The organism is Stenotrophomonas maltophilia group sp. Smal32 (genome assembly GCF_030237085.1).
Taxonomy (GTDB): domain Bacteria; phylum Pseudomonadota; class Gammaproteobacteria; order Xanthomonadales; family Xanthomonadaceae; genus Stenotrophomonas; species Stenotrophomonas maltophilia_Q.
The window spans coordinates 1-19,193 of record NZ_JASJSI010000083.1; the positions used below are offsets into that span (position 1 = coordinate 1).

Annotated in this window: 13 protein-coding genes; 6 read left to right on the forward strand and 7 right to left on the reverse strand. The window is 69.0% G+C overall.

The genetic code is table 11. From position 1 onward, the window contains the following. Positions 1-225: 225 nt before the first annotated feature. Complete coding sequence (locus QRO91_RS16955) at positions 226-2,217, reverse strand: M56 family metallopeptidase (protein ID WP_049430883.1); 1,992 nt, start codon at positions 2,215-2,217, stop codon at positions 226-228. Between the two features lie 3 nt (positions 2,218-2,220). Then, complete coding sequence (locus QRO91_RS16960) at positions 2,221-2,607, reverse strand: BlaI/MecI/CopY family transcriptional regulator (protein WP_049430885.1); 387 nt, start codon at positions 2,605-2,607, stop codon at positions 2,221-2,223. Between the two features lie 191 nt (positions 2,608-2,798). On the opposite strand from QRO91_RS16960, the gene QRO91_RS16965 reads away from it, so the two are divergent. Further along, complete coding sequence (locus QRO91_RS16965) at positions 2,799-3,896, forward strand: serine hydrolase (RefSeq protein WP_049430925.1); 1,098 nt, start codon at positions 2,799-2,801, stop codon at positions 3,894-3,896. Here QRO91_RS16965 and QRO91_RS16970 read toward each other — a convergent pair. From QRO91_RS16970 to QRO91_RS16980, 3 genes are all read right to left on the reverse strand, one after another. After that, positions 3,855-4,667, reverse strand: coding sequence for a hypothetical protein (locus QRO91_RS16970; RefSeq protein WP_049430889.1), 813 nt, complete (start codon positions 4,665-4,667; stop codon positions 3,855-3,857). The two genes, QRO91_RS16965 and QRO91_RS16970, sit on opposite strands and share 42 nt — an antisense overlap. A gap of 3 nt (positions 4,668-4,670) precedes the next feature. Beyond that, positions 4,671-6,092, reverse strand: a complete 1,422-nt coding sequence (locus QRO91_RS16975; protein ID WP_049430891.1) for an XVIPCD domain-containing protein — start codon at positions 6,090-6,092, stop codon at positions 4,671-4,673. Between the two features lie 123 nt (positions 6,093-6,215). Then, positions 6,216-7,322 (reverse strand): SDR family oxidoreductase, encoded by a 1,107-nt coding sequence (locus QRO91_RS16980; protein ID WP_197620571.1) that lies wholly within the window; start codon positions 7,320-7,322, stop codon positions 6,216-6,218. Between the two features lie 196 nt (positions 7,323-7,518). On the opposite strand from QRO91_RS16980, the gene QRO91_RS16985 reads away from it, so the two are divergent. Next, positions 7,519-7,827 (forward strand): hypothetical protein, encoded by a 309-nt coding sequence (locus QRO91_RS16985; protein WP_049430894.1) that lies wholly within the window; start codon positions 7,519-7,521, stop codon positions 7,825-7,827. 22 nt (positions 7,828-7,849) lie between these two features. Here the strand turns inward: QRO91_RS16985 and QRO91_RS16990 are convergent, their stop codons facing one another. After that, complete coding sequence (locus QRO91_RS16990) at positions 7,850-8,908, reverse strand: DNA topoisomerase IB (RefSeq protein WP_049430896.1); 1,059 nt, start codon at positions 8,906-8,908, stop codon at positions 7,850-7,852. Between the two features lie 112 nt (positions 8,909-9,020). On the opposite strand from QRO91_RS16990, the gene QRO91_RS16995 reads away from it, so the two are divergent. From QRO91_RS16995 to QRO91_RS17005, 3 genes are all read left to right on the forward strand, one after another. Further along, complete coding sequence (locus QRO91_RS16995; protein WP_197651004.1) at positions 9,021-9,410, forward strand: I78 family peptidase inhibitor; 390 nt, start codon at positions 9,021-9,023, stop codon at positions 9,408-9,410. A 174-nt stretch (positions 9,411-9,584) separates the two neighbouring features. After that, positions 9,585-14,039: a glutamate synthase large subunit gene (gltB, locus tag QRO91_RS17000; RefSeq protein ID WP_100443735.1), complete on the forward strand. Its 4,455-nt coding sequence runs from the start codon at positions 9,585-9,587 to the stop codon at positions 14,037-14,039. A gap of 50 nt (positions 14,040-14,089) precedes the next feature. Then, the gene (locus QRO91_RS17005; protein ID WP_197620567.1) at positions 14,090-15,535 is read left to right on the forward strand and encodes an FAD-dependent oxidoreductase; all 1,446 of its coding nucleotides are present in this window, start codon (positions 14,090-14,092) and stop codon (positions 15,533-15,535) included. Here QRO91_RS17005 and QRO91_RS17010 read toward each other — a convergent pair. Continuing rightward, on the reverse strand, positions 15,521-17,929 hold the full coding sequence (locus QRO91_RS17010) for an ATP-binding protein (RefSeq protein ID WP_049430931.1): 2,409 nt from the start codon (positions 17,927-17,929) through the stop codon (positions 15,521-15,523). The two genes, QRO91_RS17005 and QRO91_RS17010, sit on opposite strands and share 15 nt — an antisense overlap. A 168-nt stretch (positions 17,930-18,097) precedes the next feature. Here QRO91_RS17010 and QRO91_RS17015 point away from each other — a divergent pair, with 168 nt between their 5' ends. After that, positions 18,098-18,964 carry a methylglyoxal synthase gene (locus tag QRO91_RS17015; protein WP_049430904.1) on the forward strand — a complete coding sequence of 289 codons (867 nt, stop codon included), beginning with the start codon at positions 18,098-18,100 and terminating at the stop codon, positions 18,962-18,964. Positions 18,965-19,193 lie beyond the last annotated feature (229 nt).

Below are 19,193 nucleotides of genomic sequence, written 5' to 3' on the forward strand. Positions count from 1 at the left end.
CCCCCCCCCCCCCCCCCCCCCCCCCCCCCCCCCCCCCCCCCCCCCCCCCCCCCCCCCCCCCCCCCCCCCCCCCCCCCCCCCCCCCCCCCCCCCCCCCCCCCCCCCCCCCCCCCCCCCGCCCCCCCCCGCCCCCCCCCCCCCCCCCCCCCCCCCGCCCCCGCGCGCGCGCCCCCCCCCCCCCCCCCCCCCCCCCCCCACCCCCCCCCCCCCCCCCCCCACTACCGCTCAGAGTCGCTCGGCCTTGCCGCTGGCCAGTGCGCGCGCGATCACCTGCTGTGCCTGCTGCGATGCCTGCGCATGCACGCGCGCCTGACGCTCGCCCAACGCGGCCTGTTGGCTGCCCAGTGCCGCCTGTCGGTTGGCCAGTTCAGACTGCTGTCTGGCCAGGCGCTGCATGTCACGGGTACGGCCGGACTGCGCGGCCTCGCTGCGGGCTTCCTGCATCGCACGACGTGCCTCGGCGGCGGCCTCGCGCGCAGCCTCTCGCGCAACGGCGATATCGCTGGTCGCACCGCGCGCCGCCTTCGCCGCTTCCGCCGCCGCCTCGCGGTTGATGTCATGCGCGGCCATCGCGTTGCGCGCGGCCTCGGCAGCGGCCAGTGCGATGCGGCGTGCCTCCTCGCTCTGCAGACGCCCCATCTCGCCCATCTGCTTGCCGAGTTCGCCCTGCTCGCGACCCAGCGCACTCTGCTGGCGGCCCAGTTCGCTCTGCTGGCGGCCCAGATCGACCGCGCCGCTGTAGGCACGCTGCAGGGTCTGGATCATCATCGGATCACGCACCACGTAGCGCTTGTCGCCCTGGCGGAACCACAGCGCCGGGCCCTTGCCGAGCTGTTTGCGTGCCAGCGTCACATCGTCGATGCCGCCGTTGGCGAAGGTCGAATCACCATCCACCAGCACGAATGCCTGCGACGGGGACTGGCCCAGATCCAGACGGCCGTAGGTGGTGATGGAGGAACTGCGCGAGGTGCTGCGGCCGCCGTCGATGCCCGGGTCGACGTCGACATCCACGTCAACCGCCACATCCGCATCGTCCGGGCCGGACAGCTCCTCAACGTCGGCGGGCTCGGCGGGCGGCGCAGGGGCCACCGGCACCGCCGGCGCGCGCGCCGACATCGGCGGTGCAGGCGGAACCTTCGGCGCCGGCGGCGGGGGAACCACGGCCTTCGGTGCGGCCGGCGGCGCAGGCGGTGCCGGCGGCACCGGGGCCGCAACCAGGCGCATCGGCGCCACGCCCACCACCACCACGGCAGCGGTCAACGCCATCGCCAGCAGGCGCGGGCAGGACCGGTGCGACTGCAGCGAGAGCAGGCGACGCTTGAGGCTGGTGGTGCTCGGTGCGGCGCTGGCCACGCCCAGGTGCGGCTGTGGGGCCACGCCCAGCTGCAGCAACAGGCGGCCATAGGCTTGGCGGCTGGCGCCGTGCTGGCCGACCACGGCCGCATCCACTGCTTCCTCGCGGGCCTGGGCGTATTCGCGCACCGACAGGCGCAGCAGCGGGTGGAAGAAGAACAGGTGCTGGGCCAATGCGGGCAGCAGCCCCCACTGCAGGTCACGACGCTGCAGGTGCTGTAGTTCGTGGGTCAGCGCCAGGTCCAGCGCGTCGCCTTGCAGCGCATTGTCACCTGCGGGCAGCAGCAGCACCGGGCGGAACGGCCCGACCAGCTGCGGCGAGTCCACCTGAGTGCTCATCCACAGCCGCGGTGCAGGGCGCACACCGTGCGCATCGGAGGCCAGCTGCAGGGCCTGCACCAGCGCCTGGTCCTCGCAGGGATAGGCCGCAGCCAGCAGTGCGCGGCAGCGGCGCCACTCACCGAAGGTGCGCAACGCCATCAGCAGCACGCCGGACAGCCACAGCGCGGCCAGTGCGATCGCCCACCAGGCCACCGCCGGCACGTCCGCCGCAGGCATCGGCATCGCCGCCAGCACCTGCGCCGAGGCCTGCGGGGCCAGCGGGTGCAGTGTCTCGGTGACCACTTCGGTTGCAGTCATCGCCACGGCCTGGGGGGCCGGCAGCCAGGCCAGCTGCAACGGCTGGCTCCAGAACAGGCCGAGCACGGCCTGCAGCGAGACCAGCCACCACAGGCGGCAGCGGGTGGCCGCCGACAGCGACGGCAGCGCGCGGCACAGGCCATACACCAGGGCCACCAGCAGCACGGTCTGCAGGCTGGTCCAGCCCAGCCGTTCCAACATCGGGATCAGCATCGTGGTGTCCATGGCTCAGCCCTCGTGGCGACGCGATTGGAGTTGGGCGACCAGCGCTTCCAGCTCGGCCAGCTCGTTGTCGCTGACCTGCTGGCGCTGCGACAGGTAGGCCACGAACGGCGACACCGACCCCTGCAGGGTGTTGTCGACGAACTGGGCCACGGCACCCTGCAGCACGCTCTGCGGGCCACGGGTGGCCTGGTAGCGGTAGACCCCGTCCTGCTGCTGGCGCTGAAGGTACCCCTTCGCCCGCAGCCGCTCCATCATCGTCAGCACGGTGGAACGGGCCAGGCCACGGGCCTCCCCGTAGCCACTGGCGACCTCGCCGACGCTGGCCGGCGCATGTTCATCGATGTACTGCAGCAGGGCCAGCTCCTGGTCCCCGATGGTCTTGCCACGCATGACACCACTCCCTTGACTACATGTGTCGTCACTGTCAGCTTGACGACAGCTGTAGTCAACCCCCCGGAAGTCATGGGCCGACGAACGGTAGGCACCACCGAGCGCTTAAACCTTGGATCCGCCCGCTGCATCCCATCCGCAACGCCCCGCTGGAATTCCGCATGTCCCACCCAATGCTCCGAGTCCTGCTCATGCTCATCAGTGCACTGCCCTTCGCCGCCGTCTCTGCCAGCCAGGACCAGGCCAACGACCAGACCCGCCGCCTGATCCGCCAGATCATGCTGGAGCGGCGCATCCCAGGATTGCAGATCGCGGTGGTCAAGGACGGGCAGACCGTGTTGTCCGAGGCCTACGGGCTGGCCAACGTGGAGAACGGTGTGCTTGCCTCGCGCGACACCCGTTTCCCACTCAATTCGGCCACCAAGGCGTTCACCGGCGTGGCCGCCGCGCAGCTGGCCCAGCAGGGGCAGCTGGATCTGGACGCGCCGGCCTCGCGCTACCTGGATGATCTTCCGCCAGCGTGGAGAGACGTGCGCGTACACCAGTTGCTGGCGCATACCTCCGGCCTTCCGGACATCCTTGATGCGAATGGACTGCTGGGCGGTGGCTCAGAAGCGCAGGCGTGGGCGGCCGTCACTGCGCAGCCGGTCGAAGCCGAACCCGGGCAGCGCTTCGCCTACAACCAGACCAACTACGTACTGCTGGCACGAATCATCGCGAAGCAATCCGGCATGCCCTACGAACGTTTCCTCGCCACCCGCCAGTTCAGCAGCGCGCGCATGGCCCGCACCACCTTCGGCGACAGCTACGACCTGATTCCGGATGCGGCGACGATGTACAGCCTGGCCCCGCGAGCCACCGACGCTGCCGATGCACCGTCCCGCCTGTCGCACTGGTTCTACGACATACCGCCTTCGCTGTGGGCCGGTGGCGGCATCCTCACCACCGCCGACGACACCGCGCGCTGGCTGGTCGCGCTGACCGAAGGCCGTCTGCTGCCGGAGACGGCCCTGCGTCGGATGTGGAGCGCAGAGCGCCTGGCGGATGGCCGTGCCGGCCCGTGGGCGGGGGGCTGGCCGGTACTGCGCGCATCGCCCGACCTTCAGGTGGCCGGTATCGGCGGTGCGCGCTCGGCGTTCGTGGTCTATCCCGAGCGCCGCGTGGCGGTGGTGGTGCTGACCAATCTTGTCGGTGCCAATCCGCAGCAGTTCATTCCGCGCATTGCCGATTTCTATGCGCGCGATGCCTCAACGCCCAGTCACGAACGGGTCGCCCTTGCACGGCAATAACGGGCTGTCATCGCAGGGCCATAGCCCGGCCGGCACGGTCCTGGCCACTTCGAAGTGATCCTGGTTCCAGCGCAGGAAACCGCCGTGGATGGCATTGCCATGGTCGAAGCTGCGCGCGTCGGCGGCCAATGGCTGCTCGGGGTCGGCTTCGGCCACCCAGCGCAGCACCGGCACCTTGTCCAGCGGCCCGATGAAGGCGAACAGGTCGCCCGCGCCCTTGTCCTGGTATGCCGTCATCGTCGCCGCATCAGGCAGCCCTGCCTGCGCCAGCAGCGATGCGGTGACGTCCTGCAGCGGTGCCGCCCCCTGTGCAATGTAGGCGCGCATGCCGGTGGTGCTGGCTGGGCAGTCCCGCAGCTGCACCAGATAGCCCGTGGTGCCGCCACTACTGGAGAACGACCGTATCCAGTAACGGAAACGCGGCCCGCTGCGATCGGTGACCATGAAATCCTGCCGGCCCCCCTGCGCGGGAATGGAAAGCACCTGCACATTGCTGGCACCTTCCACGTTGCACTTCAAATGCATCAGCACCTGCCTGGCAGGTTCGGGCATCGCAGCGTAGCGACCGCCGGGATGGGCGCTGCCGGAGGCTTCCGGCAGTGCGGGCAGTCCACGATCAGTGGGCAGGGTCTGCGCAGGCAAGGCCTCCGGGTTCGCCGCCGGGCTGGCGGTGGGCGCTGCCGGCGCGACACGCTCTCCAGCGGGCGCGCAGGCGCTGCAGGCCAGCAACAACATCAACGAAACGCTCGGCATCAGGTGTGATCGGATCATCGCTCAACACCCTCCCATCGCCGGTACTTCCTGCTGCTGTGCAGGCGCCGGCGCCGGTACCGGTGCACCCTGTTCGCGCGCTTGCTGCTGCAGCTGGCGCAGGCTGGTTTCCACCGTAGTCTCGCGCACCTCGGCCGCGTTGACGCCTGCGCGCACTGCCGCGGGGTCGCCCGGACTGCCCTGCACCAGGAACAGTGTCTCGCCCGCAGCGCGGCCACCACTGGGATTGCTGGCCACGATCTGGTCGACCCGGGTCATGCCTGCGGCCTTCGCTTCGCGCAGCATCACCAGACTGTAGTCATCGGCATGCTCGGCGTAGCGTCCGCCCAGGGCCTGCAGGTGCGTGCTGATCTGCTGCTGCAGGGCATGGTCGCGATGCTGCGGCTGACGGGGATCGTCATTGGCCGCGAGCGGCGCGTCCTGTCCCAGCTCGCGCGCCTGGCCGGGTGCAACCGAGGTCAGCACGTACTGCCAACGGTTCTGCCCAGGCGTGCCGCGCACCGTCGACACGAAGTCGTCGTACTCGCCGCCGCCGATGGTCTGGCAGCCCGCCGAATCGGTATTGGACCGGCTGCCACGATGGATCTTGAAGGTGTCGTTGAGGTCCTGCACGCCCTGGGTATCGCGCGCATCGAACCAGCCGTCGCCATTGCTGTCGCGCTCCACACGGCCGGCGCCTGCGGTGATCGCGTCCTGCGAAGGGCGCAGTGCAAATTCATCGGGATGGCCATTTCGCGGATGGGTTGTTGCGCGCATCTCGGTGGTGCCTTCGCCCAACCGTCCAAGATCCTTGACCCGGTTGCCGTTGACGTCCTCGCCCTCGGTCTTGGTGCGCGGCGCCACGTTGCCGAAGCCGGGGCTGCGTGGCGTGGTCTTGGCGTGACCATCGTACTGGGCCGTCGGCTCCGTCGTGGCCTGGTTGAACTCGCGCACATGGCCGTGGCCCTGCGCATCCTTCCACAGCACCACGATGCGGTCGTCGTAGACACCACGCCCCCGCGCCTCGGTGGTGCGGTTCTCATCACGCAACCCCAGCACCACGCGATCCCGGGTGGCCATCGCATCGTTTGCCGCGGCGCTGCCGCGCTGGGCCACGATGCTGCCGTACACGTCGTACTGCTGGGCCTGGCTCAGGCCTGCGGTCTCTGCTGCATCGGGCATGCGCGGAGGGCGCGTCGCCTCAGCCAGGCGATCCAGCATCGGGTTGACCGTGGCCGCATCCGCGGCGGATACGCCACCGCTGCGTTGCAGGGCCTCAAGCTCGGTGGCACCCCGCGCCGCGATGTAGCGATCCAGCGATTCCTGCACCACTGCACTCTGGCCGTTGTGCAGGGCCTCCAGGCGCGCGGCCGCGCCACGGGCGTCGTTCTGCCGCAGCAGGGCGACGACTTCATCGGCCGCTGCGTTGATATCCATCTCCGGCATGATCTTTCCTTGAACGTGATCGGTATGGGAGTCCAGCCTACCCCGCCGCACCGGCGCAGCCTTTGACGCACGCCACACACCTGCGCGAGGCCCCATTCAGCAGACTCCACGCAGTAGGGCCGTTCAGCCTCGCGGCCCGCCCATCACCGGCAGGATCACGCCACTGATGTAGCTGCCACAGACCGGCGAGGCCAGGAATACGTAGGCCGGAGAAAGTTCTTCGGGCTGTGCGGGCCGGCCGATGTCGCTGTCCTTGCCGAACTCCGCCACGTCCTCCGCCGGCTTGTCGGCCGGGTTCAGCGGCGTCCACACCGGCCCCGGCGCCACGCAGTTGACCCGGATGCCACGTGGCAGCAGCTGGCTGGCCAGCGACTTGGTGAACGCGTGGATCGCGCCCTTGGTGGCCGAGTAGTCGATCAGCGCCTTGCTGCCGAAAATGCCGGTTTCCGAACCGGTGTTGATGATGCTGGCGCCCTCGCCCAGGTGCGGCAGCACCGCACGCGCCATCTGGATGTACCCACCGATGTTGGTCTGCAGGGTCTCCTGCAAGTGCGCGTCTTCGAGGTCTTCCAGCCGCTCGCAGTGCAGCTGGAACGCGGCGTTGTTGACCAGGATGTCAATGCCGCCGAAGGCCTTGGCGACCTGCTTCACCGCCTTGTTGCAGAAGCGCGGATCGCGCACGTCACCGGCAATCACCACGCAGCGACCGCCTTCGCGCTCCACGTGCTGGCGGGTGATGTCCGCGTCCTCCGCCTCGTCCAGATGTAGCACTGCAACGTCCGCACCCTCGCGTGCGAACAGCACCGCGACCGCGCGGCCGATACCGGAATCGCCGCCGGTGATGATCGCGCGCATGCCCTGCAGTTTGCCGCTGCCCGCGTAGTCCGGCGCGAGGAAGCGTGGCGCCAGCTCAAGTTCGTGTTCATGCCCGGGCTTGGGCAGCTGCTGGGCGGGCATGACCTCAGGTTGCCTGCGGGTACCGGCCTGGGTCGCGCGCTTCTTCGTGGCCTTCTTTGCCGCCCGCGCGTCCTTGGCCTTTTCCTGGTCCTGCAGGCGCCGCTGCCGCGACGCGACGCGCGCCGCCCGCGGATCGCTGGCGGCGGCCTTGCGGGTTGCGGTTTTCACCACGCGTGGGCGGTCCGGGTCGGCGGCGGTCGTGGTAGCGGTGCTGCCTTTGCGCACCTTCGGCGATGCCTTGCGGCGGGTGGGAAGCTTCTTGCTCGTGGCCATGCAGATCTCCTCGGGAGGGAAAGGGGCTGCCGGCAAGCGGCCGGCACTACCGGGGGCGGCATCCGCCGCAACTGCAGTGTCCCTGACCGCGCTGTCGGCGGCAGTGAGCGCACCGTGTCCAGCATGTGCACGGCATTCATTCCGCCACCACGCGCGCCGTCGCACCCTTGCACGCAACCACACGAGGAACGCCTCCATGAAAGCTGCCATCGCCGCCACCGCTCTCAGCCTTGCCCTCGCTGCCTGCAGCAGCACGCCGATGGCCCAGGTGCAGCCGATCGACGGGGTGATTTCCGGCCAGTGCCACAGCGACATGGTGCGCGGTGCGCTCGGCCTGGCCGCTTCGGCCGCCACCGTTGAACGCGCGCGCGTGGACAGCGACAGCCTGCACGTGCAGGTGCTGCGTCATGACGGCCCGCGGGTGCCACCGGCGCACGAAGGCGGTGACCGCCTGACCATCGAGAAGGGCCGTACCAACAACATCACGGCCATTTATTGCGGCTAATAGCCGTCGAGCAAGCTCGACGCTACGTCGTGGCGCTGCGCTTGGCCAGCCGCCGTGCGCGGCGCAGTACCTTCAGCGTCGCCTGTTCCCATTGGCGCGGCCCACGCAGGCCGGCCAGTTTCGCCAGTTCGCCGCGCTCCCAGCCGGCGAACACGCAAGGGTCGATATAGGCCTTGCGGCACACCGCAGGCGTATTGCCCAACTGGGCCGCCACCTTGCACACCACCTCGCGCTGCACCTTGGCCAGCGCGCGCTGGCTGGCCGGTTCGGGCAGTTCGGTGGCTGCGAACGCCTGTACCGCGGCCAGGGTGCCGCCCCAGGTGCGGAAATCCTTGGCGGTGAAGTCCTCTCCCATCACCTCGCGCAGGTAATCGTTGACCGCACCGGAATCGACCGGCTGGATGACACCGTCGTCGTCGCGGTACTGGAACAGCGCCTGGCCCGGCAACTGCTGCACACCGCGCACCAGCGTGCCCAGCCGGCGGTCACCGACCGTTACTTCATGCAGCTGCCCGGATTTTCCGCGGAAGCGCATGCGCACGCGCCCGCCGCGCAGCAGGTCCAGGTGCCGGTTGCGCAGCGTGGTCAGGCCAAAGGATTTGTTTTCCCTGGCATACGTTTCATTGCCTACCCGCACCAGGGTGTCGGCCAGCAGCGCGACCACCACCGCCAGCACCTTTTCGCGCGGGAAGCCGCTGCGCTTGAGATCGCGGCCAAGCCGGCGCCGCAGCGCAGGCAGTGCTTCGCCAAAGGCGATCACCCGGTCGAACTTGCCGGCGTCGCGCACTGCGGCCCAGTCGGGGTGGTAGCGGTACTGCTTGCGCCCGCGCGCATCGCGGCCGGTCGCCTGCAGGTGGCCGTTGGCATGGGCGCAGATCCACACTGCGGTGTAGGCCGGCGGAATCGCCAGCGCACGGATGCGTTGCAGGGTGGTGGCATCGCGCAGCGCGTGGCCGTCGGCATCGCGGTAGCTGAACCCCTTGCCGGCGCGGCGGCGGCTGATGCCGGGCTGGGTGTCATCAACATAGCGCAGGCCCGCAGCGCGCGCGGCCTGTTGTTCCGGAGTGGGGGGGGTTGGCATGTCCGGCAGTGTCACTGGTGCGGCGCAGTGATCCTGTCGATAACACAAGACAAACACGTGAGGGTCGGTTCGCCGCTATGCTCGGGCTTTCACAACCCCTTCCGGAGTCATGATGTCGTTTCCGATTCGCGCCCGTTCGCTCTCCGTCCTGTTGCTGCCGGCCGTGCTGGCCCTGACCGCCTGCCAGGCACCGGCGCTGGATGAACAGGATTCGGCCACGGCCCACGCCCAGCAGGCCGCCGAAGCCGCCAAGGCACCGGCCGACGACGCCGGCAAGGCCACCGAGGCACCGCTCGTCGGCACCTGCGATGCCAGCCAGGTGCAGAGCCTGGTCGGCCAGGCCTACACCGATGCCCTCGGCAAGCAGGCGCAGGAAGATGCCGGGGCCAGCCAGGTGCGTGTGCTCAAGCCCAATGATGTGGCCACGATGGAGTTCCTCGGCGACCGCCTGAACATCGAAGTGGACGACAAGGGCGCGGTCAGCGGCACGCGCTGCGGCTGAGTCCGGCCCCGCGCCGGCACTGGGTTGCCGGCGCTTTCCGTTGCACCTGCAACCGTGTATTGCGGCGTTGCAGCAACCTGTGATCTAGTCGAGGCATCCGGTGGCCTCACGATGCGCTCCAGGGAATGAGCGGGGACGAGTGTCGCCGCCAACCCTATACGCATCGAGGTAGAGATGGCCCCCCGCAACCGCCAAGGGCTTTACGACCCGCGCTCCGAGCGCGATGCCTGTGGATTTGGCATGGTCGCCCAGCTCGACGATCAACCATCGCGCCTGTTGGTTGATACCGCCATCGCCGCGCTTTCGCGCATGACCCACCGTGGTGGCGTGGCCGCCGACGGCCTGACCGGCGATGGCTGCGGCCTGCTGCTGCGCCGCCCCGATGCGTTCCTGAAACTGCTGGCCAGCGAGGCCGGCATCGCCACCACCGCGCGCTTCGCTGCCGGCCTGGTGTTCCTGCCGCACGATGCCGGCGCGGCCCAGGCCTGCCGCGCGCAGCTGCAGGCGCAGGTGGAAGCGGTGGGCTGCAAGGTTGCCGGCTGGCGCGAGGTACCCACCGACGACAGCGTCTGCGGCCAGCTGGCGCGCGACACGCTGCCGCGCATCGAACAGGTGTTCGTCGACGCCGGCGTCGGCCAGGATGATGCCGGCTTCGCGCTGGCGCTGTTCCTGGCCCGTCGCCGCAGCGAGCAGCAGCTGCGCGAACACGCCGACTTCTACGTCACCACCCTCACCCCGGATGCGATCAGCTACAAGGGCATGGTGCTGCCGGACAAGCTCAGCCGCTTCTATCCGGACCTGCAGCGCCGCGAACTGGCCTCCAGCGCGATCGTGTTCCACCAGCGCTTCTCCACCAATACGCTGCCGCGCTGGCCGCTGGCCCACCCGTTCCGCATGCTCGCCCACAACGGCGAGATCAACACCATCGAAGGCAACCGGCGCTGGGCGCAGGCGCGCAGCAAGGTGTGGAAGACACCGCGCTTCGACATCGCCGAGTTCGATCCGGTCATCTCCATGCACGGTTCGGATTCGCAGAGCCTGGACAACATGCTGGAACTGATGGTCGCCGGTGGCATGGAGCTGATCCAGGCGCTGCGCATCCTGGTACCGCCGGCTACCCAGTCGCTGGAATTCAAGGACCCGGACCTGGCGGCCTTCTACGAGTTTCACGGCCTGAACAGCGAGCCGTGGGACGGCCCGGCCGGCATCGTCGCCTGCGACAGCCGCTACGCCGTGTGTACGCTGGACCGCAATGGCCTGCGCCCGGCGCGCTGGATGCTGACCGCCGACCGCCACTTCCTGGTCGCCTCCGAAGCCGGCGTGTGGGAAGTGCCGACCGAACGCGTGGTGCGCAAGGGCAAGCTCGGGCCCGGCGAGATGGTGGCCATCGACCTCAAGCGCGGCGATCTGCTTGACTCGGACGCGGTGGACCGCATCAACCGTGGCCGCGCGCCGTACAAGCAATGGCTGCAGCAGGGCGTGACCTACCTGCAGACCGAACTGATCGACCCGTCGCTGGTGGAAGAGCCCTTCGACGAAGGCACCCTGCGCAGCTACCACAAGCTTTACCAGCTCAGCAGCGAGGAAGTGGAGCAGGTGCTGCGTCCGCTGGCCGAGACCGAGCAGGAAGCCACCGGCTCGATGGGCGATGACACGCCGATGGCCGTCCTCAGCCAACGCAGCCGTCCGCTGTACGACTACTTCCGCCAGGCCTTCGCGCAGGTCACCAACCCACCGATCGATCCGCTGCGCGAAGACTGCGCGATGTCCCTGTCCACCCAGCTCGGCAAGGAGACCAACATCTTCCATGCCGGCCCGGAGACGGTGAACCACGTCATCCTCAATTCGCCGGTACTGAGCCAGCGCAAGCTGCGCCAGCTGCTGAAGATGGACCAGTACGTGCAGGCCAACCGCCTGCTTGATCTGTCCTACAGCGAAGACGAAGGCCTGCGCGCCGGTATCGAGCGTATCTGCGCCGAGGCCGAGCAGGCCGCACGCGATGGCATGGTGATGCTGTTGCTGTCCGACCGCTACCCGGTGGCCGCGCGGCCGATGGTGCATGCGCTGCTTGCCACCAGCGCCATCCATCACCACCTCTCGCGCCTGGGCCTGCGCTGCGACGTCAACCTGATCGTCGAGACCGGCACCGCGCGCGACCCGCACCACATGGCCTGCCTGCTCGGCTTCGGTGCCACCGCGGTGTATCCGTATCTGGCCTACCAGACCCTGTTCGACCTGGGCCGCCGCGGCATCCTCAAGCTGAGCAAGGGCGGTGAGCAATCGCAGATCGGCCGCCGCTACCGCAAGGGTGTCTACAAGGGCCTGTCGAAGATCATCTCGAAGATGGGCATCTGTACCGTGGCCAGCTACCGCGGTGCGCAGCTGTTCGAGATCATCGGCCTGGAGCCGGAGGTGGTGGACCTGTGCTTCCCGGATACGGCGTCGCGCATCGGCGGCGCCGGCTTCGCCCGCCTGGACGCCGACGCGCGTGAGCTGCGCGCGCAGGCCTGGGACGCGCAGCAGGACGTGGATGTTGGCGGTCTGCTGAAGTACGTGCACGGCGGCGAGTACCACATGTACAACCCGGACGTGGTCACCACCCTGCAGCGCGCGGCGCGCAGCGGTGACCCGCGTGCGTGGCAGCAGTACTGCGATGCCGTGCATGCACGGCCGCCGTCGGCGCTGCGAGACCTGCTGGAACTGGTGCCGGCGGCCACGCCCGTGCCGCTGGATGAAGTGGCGCCTGCCAGTGCCCTGTTCCCGCGCTTCGATACCGCGGCGATCAGCCTGGGCGCACTGTCGCCCGAAGCGCACGAAGCGCTGGCCATTGCCATGAACCGCCTCGGCGGCCGCAGCAATTCCGGCGAAGGTGGCGAAGATCCCGCACGCTACGGCACGCAGCGGCGCAGCAAGATCAAGCAGGTGGCCTCCGGCCGCTTCGGTGTCACCGCCGAATACCTGGTCAATGCCGAAGTGCTGCAGATCAAGGTCGCGCAGGGTGCCAAGCCCGGCGAGGGCGGCCAGCTGCCGGGTCACAAGGTCAATGAACTGATCGCACGCCTGCGCTATGCGCGCCCGGGCATCGGCCTGATCTCGCCGCCGCCGCACCACGACATCTATTCGATCGAAGACCTGGCCCAGCTGATCTACGACCTCAAGCAGGTCAACCCGACCGCGCTGGTGTCGGTGAAGCTGGTCAGCCATGCCGGTGTGGGTACGATCGCCGCCGGTGTGGTCAAGGCCGGCGCGGACCTGATCACCATTTCCGGCCACGACGGCGGTACCGGTGCCTCGCCGATCAGCTCGATCCGCTATGCCGGCGTGCCGTGGGAACTGGGCGTGGCCGAAGCGCACCAGGCGCTGCTGGCCAACGACCTGCGCGGGCGCACCCTGCTGCAGACCGACGGCGGCCTGAAGACCGGCCTGGACGTGGTCAAGGCCGCGCTGCTGGGCGCGGACAGCTTCGGCTTCGGCACCGCGCCGATGATCGTGCTGGGCTGCAAGTACCTGCGCATCTGCCACCTCAACAACTGCGCCACCGGCGTGGCCACACAGGATGAGCGCCTGCGCGAGAACCACTTCACCGGTCAGCCCGAGCGTGTGGAGAACTTCTTCCGCCTGCTGGCCGAGGAAGTACGCGGCTGGCTGTCGTACCTGGGCGCGCGTTCGCTGGAAGAGATCGTCGGCCGCACCGACCTGCTGCGGCAGATCGAGGCCGCACCGCGCGACGGTGTGCGCGTGGACCTGTCGCGCCTGCTGGCCGACAGCCGCTACGAGGGCAGCCACCGTGCCGCCCAGCGCCTGTACGAATCACCGGACAGCCTGGCCACGCAGATGGACGGCCTGATGGCGCCGGCCATCGAGCACAAGCGCGGCGGCGAACACCGCTTCCTGATCCACAACACCGACCGCAGCATCGGCGCCCGCCTGGCTGGCGCAGTGGCACGCGCGCATGGCAACCAGGGCATGGCCGAGGCACCGCTGGAACTCCGATTCCGTGGCAGCGCCGGGCAGAGCTTCGGTGCCTTCAATGTCGGCGGCCTGCACCTGGAAGTGGAAGGCGAAGCCAACGACTACGTCGGCAAGGGCATGGCCGGTGGCCGCCTGGTGGTTCGCCCGCCGCGTGGCGCCCGCTTTGAGGCGCGCAGCACCGCCATCATCGGCAACACCTGCCTGTATGGCGCCACCGGCGGCGAGCTGTTCGCCGCAGGTCGCGCAGGCGAGCGCTTCGCGGTGCGCAACTCCGGCGCGCTGGCAGTGGTCGAGGGTGCCGGTGATCACTGCTGCGAGTACATGACCGACGGCGTGGTACTGGTACTGGGCAAGGTCGGCCTGAACTTCGGTGCCGGCTTCACCGGTGGCCTGGCCTACGTGCTGGACGTCGACCGCGATTTCGTCGATCGCTACAACCACGAGCTGATCGACATCCATCGCGTCTCCGCCGAGGGCTTCGAGAACTACCGCCAGCACCTGCACCGCCTGATCGGCCGCCACCGCGAGCTGACCGGCAGCATCTGGGCGCAGCAGATCCTGGACGAGTTCCGCGATTACATCGGCAAGTTCTGGCTGGTCAAACCCAAGGCCGCCAGCATCGAGTCGCTGACCGAAACCCTGCGCCGCGCCGCATAACGGTAGTGCCGGTCGCTGGCCGGCCCCCGGAAAACAACACAGAGCCCGCCATGAGCCGCAAGCACGCCTTCCAGTTCCTCGACCTGCCCCGCACCATGCCGCAGCGCATTCCGGTGGAACTGCGCACCTCCGGCGACTGGGGTGAGCTGTACGGAAAGTTCGGCAAGGAAGACGCACAGTACCAGGCCGGCCGCTGCCTGGACTGCGGCAATCCGTACTGCAGCTGGAAGTGCCCGGTGCACAACGCCATTCCGCAGTGGCTGCAGCTGGTACAGGAGAACCGCATCCACGAGGCGGCCACGCTGTGCCACAGCACCAACCCGCTGCCGGAAGTGTGCGGCCGCGTCTGCCCGCAGGACCGGCTGTGCGAAGGCAGCTGCACGCTGGAGGAATTCGGCGCGGTCACCATTGGTGCGGTCGAGAAGTACATCGTCGATACGGCGCTGGCCACGGGCTGGCGCCCGGACCTGGGCGCGGTGCAGCCGAGCGGCCACAGCGTGGCGGTGATAGGCGCCGGGCCGGCCGGACTGGCCTGTGCCGACCGCCTGGCGCGCGCCGGCATTGCCGCGGTGGTCTACGACCGCTATGAACAGATCGGCGGCCTGCTGCAGTTCGGCATCCCCAGCTTCAAGCTGGACAAGGACGTGATCCATCGCCGCCGCCAAGCGCTCGAGGGCATGGGCGTGCAGTTCCGCCTCGGCGTGGAGATCGGCCGTGACCTCAGCGTGCAGCAGTTGCTGGACAGCCACGATGCGGTGTTCGTCGGTACCGGCGCCTACCGCTATACCGACGGTGGACTCGACGGGCAGGACCTGAAGGGCGTGCTGCCGGCGTTGCCGTTCCTGGTGCAGAACAGCCGCATCGTCGGTGGTGATGATCCGAAGGGCCGGCCGATCGCCGGCTGGGAGGACACCATCGCCCTGCCCGATCTCAACGGCAAGCGCGTGGTGGTGCTCGGCGGTGGCGATACCGGCATGGACTGCGTGCGCAGCGCGGTCCGGCTGGGCGCGGCCAAGGTGACGTGCGCCTATCGCCGGGACGAGGCCAACATGCCCGGCAGCGCGCGCGAGGTCGCCAATGCGCGCGAGGAAGGCGTGCGCTTCCTGTTCAACCGCCAGCCGCTGTCGATCGAAGCCGGTGCCGATGACGAAGTGATCGGAGTGACCGTGGTCGAGACCCGACTGGGCGAGCCGGATGCCAACGGCCGCCAGAACGCGGTGCCGATCGACGGCAGTGAATCGCTGCTGGAGGCGGACGTGGTGATCATCGCCTTCGGCTTCTCGCCGACCGTTCCGGCCTGGCTGGCCGAACACGGCGTGGAAGGCCAGTCCAACGGCCGCATCGTGGCCGGGGGCAAGGGCCGCCTGCCCTTCCAGACCGCGCACCCACGCCTGTTCGCCGGTGGCGACGCAGTGCGTGGCGCCGACCTGGTGGTGACCGCCGTGGCCGAAGGCCGCGACGCCGCCGCCAGCATCATCCGCCTACTGGCGCGTTGATTCCGGCACCAGCAGCATGGCCAGCAAGCCACGCAGTTCCTGCGCCTCTACCGGCTTGGCCAGGAAATGATCGATGCCTGCTTCGCGGCAGGCCTCGCGGGTGCGGTCCAGCACGCTGGCCGTGAGTGCGATGATCGGGACCTGCGCGCGAACCGTGCAGGCGTCGGCGCGGATGGCCCGTGCCAAGGCGAAGCCATCCATGTGCGGCATATGGCAGTCGGTGATGACCAGGTCGAACGCCCGCGCCTGCCAGGCCTCAAAGGCCTGGCGACCATCGGTGCAGGCGTGCACCTGCAGTCCCAGATCATGCAGCCGCTGCTCCAGCAGATGCAGGTTGGTGGGATGATCTTCAGCCAACAGCACCCGGGCCGATGACAGTGGCCGCGCCGCCTCTACCGGAAGCGGCAACGCCTCCGCAGGCAACTCACAGGCGTCCAGATCCAGTTCCAGCCACACGGTGGTGCCCTTGCCTGGCGTGCTGCGCAGGCAAAGTTCCGCTTCCATCGATGCGGCCAGTTCACGGCAGATCGCCAAGCCCAGGCCACTGCCGCCAAAACGGCGCGTTGTCGATGCCTCGGCCTGGGTGTAGGCAGCGAACACCGCCTGTTGGCGTTCCGGACTGATGCCCACACCGCTGTCACTTACCTGCAGGCGAAGACGTTGGCCGCCCTCGCGCTGCTGCAGCACCTGCACCTGCAGGTCCACGCCGCCCTGCTCGGTGAACTTGAGCGCGTTGCCGGCAAGGTTGAACAGGATCTGGCGCAGGCGCAGGCCGTCGGCCAGCGATCCGGCCTGCAGTTCCGGATCAAGTTCGATCCGCAGATGCAGGCTCCGGCTGGCCGCCACCGGCATCAACAACTGCTGCACCGCGCGCACCAGCGCAGCCACGCTCGTGGGCCGCAGCTGCAGCGGCAGTGCCTGCAGCCGTTGGGTGTGCAGCACATCGTCCAGGATCTGACGCAACATCTGGGCAGCATCACCCACGGTCACCAGCACCTGTTGCTGGCGATGATCCAGACTGCTGCCATCCAGCCGCTCGAGCATGCCCAGCAGGGTGCTCATCGGCGTGCGGATCTCGTGGCTCATGGTTGCCAGGAAGTGGGCCTTGGCCAGCGCTGCCTGCTCGGCCGCACGACGTGCCTCGGCCAGCGCATGGGTGCGCGACTGCTCTTCGCTTACGTCGATCCAGTAGCCACTCCACTCGACGTCGCTGCTGTCCAGGGACAGCGGCCGTCCATGCGAGCGGACCCAACGCCAGCCCTGTGGCGAACGCGTGCGGAAGGTGACGTCGATCGGGCCCCGCGCCAGGGCAGCGGCGTCGACGGTGTCCATCAGCCGCGAGCGGTCATCGGGATGAACCGCTGCCAGCAGGCGCTGTTGATCGATCAGGGCGGTTTCCACGCTGATTCCGAACAGCGCCTGCACATCGCCTGCGATCTGGGGAAAGCTGTAGTGGCCGGTGGCAGAGCGACGCGCTTGATAGACCACCGCTGGCAGGTTCGAGGTCACCTCCTGCAGGCGTTGCGCAGCCACGTGGCGACGCTCACTCTCGCGATGCACGCGCCAGTAGCCGAAGGCGTACACCAGTACGAGCGCCAGCAGGATCAGCGAAGACGACACCAGCCAGCGCAGCGGCGACAGCGGTGGTTGGGGACGTGGCTGGTCCGGCAGCCACGCGTTGCGGATCGCTTCATGCTCGGCGCCGGAAAGCTGCGAGATGGCCTGGTCGAACGCGCTGACGACACCGGCACAGGCCGGCACGGTGGCCAGCACCAGCGCGTCGTCGATACCCGCCGGCGCGGCGATCACCAGCGGCGTGCCCCGGTAGCTGCGCAGGCCGGCCTCGGCCTCGCCGAGGTTGGCGATCACCGCATCGACCAGGCCCGCTCCCAGCAGGGCCAATCCGTCATCCATCGGCGCAGGCGGCAGCAGCTGTGCACCGGGCGCATGCTCGGCCAGCATTGCGCTCAGCGACACCGCGTCGGGACTGACCACGGTCTTCCCGCGCAGCCCTTCCAGGCCCAGCATCGGCGGCGCATCGCGGCGGCGCACGATCACCTGTGGCAGCTGCTGGTAAGCGGTACTGGCCACCCAGCCCGCCGGCAGCTGCGAGCGCGGCCAACCCAGCAGGGCCTGGATGCCGGCGGGCACCGCACCTTCCGCGACGGCGGCCGATGGCAATGGCTGGGGCTGCAGCAACTGTCGTGCGCCCAGCAGCGCCAGGTATTCCGCGCTGAGCCCTTTCGGCTCGCCCTCTTCACTGGAAGACAGGGGCGCGCGATCGGCGGGCCAGGCAATGCGCAGGGGCGTCCCACACTCCGCAGCCGCGGCGGTAATGGGCGACAGCACGCAGGCCATGACCGCAGCGGCGGCACGCATGCCAGCGACGTTCACGATGGGCATCCTCTTTTCGCGGGCGGAAATGAACGGCCGCGCTGCGGTACCGCTGCCTGTCACGCTAGCGACGCGCGTGCGGGTAGCAATGAAGAAAGTTGTAAAAGCAGCAAGTAGAGGAGATGCCGACATACACTGCCGCTTTCACCCCTACCTGCGGAGCATTCGATGCGCATCGGCCTGGCCGCCAACCGTCTCCATCACCACGACGCGCGCGCCGCCCTGTTCCGCTGGCTGCGCGCCAGCGAACCCGGCCTGCGCGAGCTGGGCGTGTCATTGCATGCGGTCGGCCGCACCCATGACGCGATCGAGCGGCAGGGCTTCCTGGCCGGATACGGGAGCCTGCATCGCTATCCCTACGGTCGCGAGGGTGGCCTGATGAAGCTGGTCGCCGAGGTGGTTGGCATGGGGCCGGAACGGACGCTGGATGGCGCGATCTACCTGATCGATCCGGTCGATCCGTCCTCCGTGTTTCCGGAAGCCACGGCGCTGAAGCGGCAGTGCGTGATCCACGGCAAGCCGTTCATCTCCACCGTGGCCACTGCGCGCGACTGGATCGAGGTGGAACGCATCCACGCCGGCCTGGCCGCCGATGCCGGGGCTGACGACCTGCATGCATTCGAGGAGCAGACGCTGGCGCTGATCGCGCACGACGCGATGAAGCCGGCGATGCTGGCCTTCGCCGACGAGCACTTCGAGGTGCTGGCCCGGTTCGGTGAACGGGTGGCAACCGGTACTACCGGCCAACGTTTGAACGAGCTGGCCTGGAGCCGTGGCTGGCCCAGCGATACGCCGTGGGTGACGCGCTACCAGAGCGGCCCGATGGGCGGTGATGCGCAGATTGCAGACCGCGTGCTGGAAGGGCGCTGCCAGCGCGCGATCTTCTTCGAGGACCCGCATGTGGCGCGCCAGCATGAGGCGGATATCCAACTGCTGGAGCGGGCGGTGACGACGGTGACCGACCAGGCGGTGTGCATTACCGCGCCGCGGGTGGCGGCGCGGTGGGCGGCGGCGGCGGCGTTGCGGGCGGGGTGAGGGTTTCGGCCAACGGCTGAGCCCCTCGTGGTGGGTCGTTCAAATCAGAAGCCGTGCTTGGCCGAATGGGGTGGATTGCGCAGGGGTCGCTGCAAGTCCCCCTCCGGGGCCCGGCCCAGCCGCTGGCGGCTGTGCGTTCGGGCGCTTGCGAAGCAGTGCTTCGCAAGCAAAGCGCCTTCACCCTTGTAAGCTCGGTCGCCGCTTGCTCGTGTGCGCTTTCCTGCGCACA

Coding starts and splice junctions, on each gene's coding strand:
- QRO91_RS16965 (WP_049430925.1), top strand. CDS start 2,799: ATGCTCATCAGTGCACTGCCCTTCGCCGCCGTCTCTGCCAGCCAGGAC.
- QRO91_RS16970 (WP_049430889.1), bottom strand. CDS start 4,667: ATGATCCGATCACACCTGATGCCGAGCGTTTCGTTGATGTTGTTGCTG.
- gltB (WP_100443735.1), top strand. CDS start 9,585: ATGGCCCCCCGCAACCGCCAAGGGCTTTACGACCCGCGCTCCGAGCGC.
- QRO91_RS16980 (WP_197620571.1), bottom strand. CDS start 7,322: ATGGCCACGAGCAAGAAGCTTCCCACCCGCCGCAAGGCATCGCCGAAG.
- QRO91_RS16990 (WP_049430896.1), bottom strand. CDS start 8,908: ATGCCAACCCCCCCCACTCCGGAACAACAGGCCGCGCGCGCTGCGGGC.
- QRO91_RS16960 (WP_049430885.1), bottom strand. CDS start 2,607: ATGCGTGGCAAGACCATCGGGGACCAGGAGCTGGCCCTGCTGCAGTAC.
- QRO91_RS17005 (WP_197620567.1), top strand. CDS start 14,090: ATGAGCCGCAAGCACGCCTTCCAGTTCCTCGACCTGCCCCGCACCATG.
- QRO91_RS16985 (WP_049430894.1), top strand. CDS start 7,519: ATGAAAGCTGCCATCGCCGCCACCGCTCTCAGCCTTGCCCTCGCTGCC.
- QRO91_RS16955 (WP_049430883.1), bottom strand. CDS start 2,217: ATGGACACCACGATGCTGATCCCGATGTTGGAACGGCTGGGCTGGACC.
- QRO91_RS16975 (WP_049430891.1), bottom strand. CDS start 6,092: ATGCCGGAGATGGATATCAACGCAGCGGCCGATGAAGTCGTCGCCCTG.
- QRO91_RS17015 (WP_049430904.1), top strand. CDS start 18,098: ATGCGCATCGGCCTGGCCGCCAACCGTCTCCATCACCACGACGCGCGC.
- QRO91_RS16995 (WP_197651004.1), top strand. CDS start 9,021: ATGTCGTTTCCGATTCGCGCCCGTTCGCTCTCCGTCCTGTTGCTGCCG.